The following is a 3976-nucleotide window of genomic DNA, read 5'->3' as shown; positions in this document are numbered from 1 at the left end:
AACGCCTCAGCAAAAACCGGGAAAGACCCATACAACTCCCGGCCCATCCCCACCCACTGCGACCCCTGCCCCGGAAACATCACCACCGTCCGGGCACCACCACCAACCACACCCGACACCACACCCGCGGCACCCTCACCACGCGACAGAGAATCCAAACCGGTGAGCAGCATCTCCCGGCCATCTCCGACCACGACCGCACGATGCTCCAAAGCCGCGCGGCTGGTAGCCAACGCACGACCCACATCGTTCGGACGCAAGCTCGGGTCGGCAACCAGGTGCTGGTGCAGCCGCTCCGCCTGCGCACGGACGCCTGCTTCGGATTGCGCGGAGAGCACCCACGGCACCACCGGCACATCGACCGTCCCACCGTCGGTGTCGTCCTGGCCCGGCGGCGCGGATTCCGGCTCGCCCGGTGCGGCTTGTTCGAGAATGACGTGGGCGTTGGTGCCGCTGACACCGAACGAGGACACCGCGGCCCGCCGCGGCCGATCAGTCTCCGGCCACGGCTGCGCCTCGGTCAGCAGCGCCACCGATCCCGCCGACCAGTCCACCTGCGACGACGGCTCCTCCGCATGCAGCGTCCGGGGCAGCTCCCCGTGCCGCATCGCCATCACCATCTTGATCACACCAGCCACCCCGGCCGCAGCCTGGGTATGCGCGATGTTCGACTTCACCGACCCCAGCCACAACGGACGCTCCTCCGACCGCCCCTGACCGTAGGTAGCCAGCAGTGCCTGCGCCTCGATCGGATCCCCCAACGAGGTCCCCGTCCCATGCGCCTCCACCACATCCACCTCAGCAGCGGACAACCGGGAATTCGCCAACGCCTGCCGGATCACCCGCTGCTGCGACGGACCGTTCGGCGCCGTCAGCCCATTGCTCGCACCGTCCTGGTTGACCGCGCTGCCACGGATCACCGCCAGCACCGGATGCCCATTGCGCTCAGCATCCGACAACCGCTCCAGCAGCAGCAGACCCACACCTTCAGCGGGCCCGAATCCATCGGCCGCAGCCGCAAACGACTTGCACCGCCCATCAGCAGCCAGACCCCGCTGCCTGCTGAACTCCACAAACGCCTTCGGGCTCGACATCACCGACACCCCACCGGCCAGAGCCAGCGAACACTCCCCGGACCGCAGAGCCTGCGCCGCCAGATGCAACGCCACCAACGACGACGAACACGCCGTGTCCACCGTCACCGCCGGCCCCTCCAGACCGAAGGTGTAGGAAACGCGGCCGGAGATGACGCTGCTGGCACTGCCCGTGACGGCGTAGCCCTCGACCGCTTCGGGCACATAGGGCGCCCCGGTGACGTAGTCGGAGGCGACTGCGCCGACGTAGCTGCCGGTGTCGGTGCCACGCAGCGACAAGGGATCCATTCCGGCGCGTTCGAAAAGCTCCCATGCGGTTTCCAGCAGCAGCCGCTGCTGCGGATCCATCGCCAACGCCTCACGCGGGGAAATCCCGAACAGCGCCGCGTCGAACTCGCTTACATCCAGGAACCCGCCGTGGCGCAGGTAGGTCTTGCCCGGACTGTCCGGGTCCGGGTCGTACAGTCCGTCGACATCCCAGCCGCGGTCGGTCGGGAACTCCGACACCGCGTCCCGGCCCTCAGAAACCAGCGTCCACAGGTCGTCCGGCGTCTCGACACCGCCCGGGTAACGGCACGCCACCCCGACAATCGCCACGAGCTCCTCGGAGGTGCCGGATTGCGCCGGGGTGGCAGCGACGGGTGCGCTCTGCCCGCCGAGCAGTTCTTCCTGGAGGTGCTGGGCGAGGACGTCCGGGGTGGGGTAGTCGAATACGAGCGTGGCCGGCAGTCGCAGCCCGGTTGCCGCGGTGAGTTGGTTGCGCAGCTGTACCGCCGTGACCGAGTCGCAGCCGAGCTCCCGGAAGGCCCGGTCGGGTTGCACCGTGTCCGGGGTGTCGTGGCCGAGCACATCGGCTGCGTGGGTGCGGATGAGGTCGAGCAACGAGCGGATTTGTTCCGTTGCCGACAGGGCGGCCAGGCGTCGTGCCCATTCGGAGTCGGATGCGGCCTCGTCGCGTCCGGTGCCGTCGAGACCGAGGGCCTGCCGGACTTCGGGGAGGTCTTCCAGCAGCGGCTGCCGCCGGGACATGACGAAGGAGGGCGCGAAGCGCTCCCAGTCCACGTCGGCGACGGTGACGCTCGTCTCGTCGTGGTCCAGGGCCTGGGACAGGGCCGCAGTGGCCAGTTCGGTCGGCATGCCCAGCACACCGCGCCTGCGCAGTTGCTCGACGCCTTCGGCCTGGTTCATTCCGCCATCGGCCCACATGCCCCAGGCGACCGACGTGGCCGGCAGGCCGCGGGCGCGACGGTGCTCGGCCAGTGCGTCCAGGTATGCGTTGGCGGCCGCGTAGCCACCGTGGTCTCCGCCTCCCCACACTCCGGCGATGGAGGAGATGAGTACGAAGGCGTCCACCGAGTCGCCGAGCAGGTCGTCCAGGTTGGCGGCACCGACCGCCTTCGCCTCAAGGATGTGCTCGAGGTCGGCGACGGTGGTGTCGTTCAGCGCGCGGAACTGGGCGGCGCCGGCGGCGTGCACCACAGCACGGATGGGCGGCCCGTCGGCCTCGACGCTGTGGATGAGCTGGGCGAGCGCGGCACGGTCTGCGACGTCACACGCGGCGATGGTGACGCGGATGCCGAGCTCCTCCAGTTCCTGTTGCAGCTGGGGCACGTCGGGGGCTTCGGGTCCGCGCCGGCTGGCCAGTACCAGGTGTTCGGCGCCGTTGTGAGCCGCCCATCGGGCGAGGTGGGCGCCGACGCCGCCGGTGCCACCGGTGATCAGCACGGTGTCGCGTGGTGTCCACGTCCGGGTGGGCACCGTGTCGGCAAGCGGCGCGCGAGCCAGCCTCGACGCGAACACGCCCGTGGAGCGGACGGCAAGCTGGTCCTCCCCGTCGATGCCGGCGAGGACGGCGCAGAACGCTTGGGCGGCGTCTTCGTCGAGGTGCTCGGGAAGATCCACGAGCCCACCCCAGCGCTCCGGGTGCTCCAGGCAGGCGACCCGGCCCATTCCCCATGTCTGAGCCTGCCCGGGCCGGTCGACGCCCTCGTGTCCGTCGGCGGACACCGCGCCGCGGGTGGCGCACCACAGTGGGGCGTCAACGTGAGCGTCTCCGAGAGCTTGCAGCAGCACAACGTTGCCGGCGAGCCCTCGGGTGACGGCGGCGTGTGCCGGGTGCGGCTCCTCATCGAAAGCCAGCAGTGACAGAACTCCGCTCAGCTCCGAGCAGTCCTGGGTGAGCTCGCTCAGCTGCCTGCTCAGCTGCTCGCGGTTGGTACTGGCCAGATCCATCTCGACGGGGCGAACGTCGACACCTCGCTCGGTGAGCGCACGGATGGTGGCGCTGGCCATGTCCTGTCCGTCTGGACAGGCAGGGGTGGCCACCACCCAGGACCCCGCCGGGGGTACAGGGCCCTGGGTGGTGGGGACCGGTTTCCACGTGACGCGGTATCGCCAGGCGTCCGCGGTGGAACGGGCCTGCTGGCGGCGGCGCCAGGAGGTCAGGGCCGGCAGGACCGAATCGAACGAGGAGGCGGTGTCGCTGTCGGTGAAGCCGAGCGTGTCGTTGAGTGCTGCGATATCCCCCTCTTCGACAGCCTGCCAGAAGCGCGACTCGGCTGCGTTCGCCGATGCGGGCTCGGAACCGGCGTGCTCGAAGGACAGGCCGATGCTCTGGACAGCGGATCCGGAGAATACGGCACGCCAATCGAGGTCGATGCCGTGGGCGAATGCTTCGGCGAGGGAGGTGGTGAAGCGGTCGAGTCCGCCCTCGTCTCGCTGCAGCGACCCGAATGTCGCAGCGGGAATATCAGCGTCGTCGATCGTCTCCTGCACACCCACCGTCAACACCGGATGCGGACTCGCCTCGATAAACACCCGGTGACCACGACCCAGCAAAGCCCGGACTGCCGATTCGAACTGCACCGGCTGCCGCAAATTCC

General features: G+C 69.3%; 1 protein-coding gene. It reads right to left on the bottom strand.

From position 1 onward, the window contains the following. On the bottom strand, positions 1 to 3976 hold a 3976-nt coding region (locus tag LHJ74_RS34010), incomplete at both ends, for an SDR family NAD(P)-dependent oxidoreductase (RefSeq protein WP_260222226.1).

The sequence above is a fragment of the Streptomyces gossypii genome (assembly GCF_025165795.1).
Lineage (GTDB): Bacteria > Actinomycetota > Actinomycetes > Streptomycetales > Streptomycetaceae > Streptomyces > Streptomyces gossypii.
The sequence above is the reverse complement of the archived record's forward strand: the minus strand, read 5'-3'. Positions and strand labels throughout refer to the sequence as shown.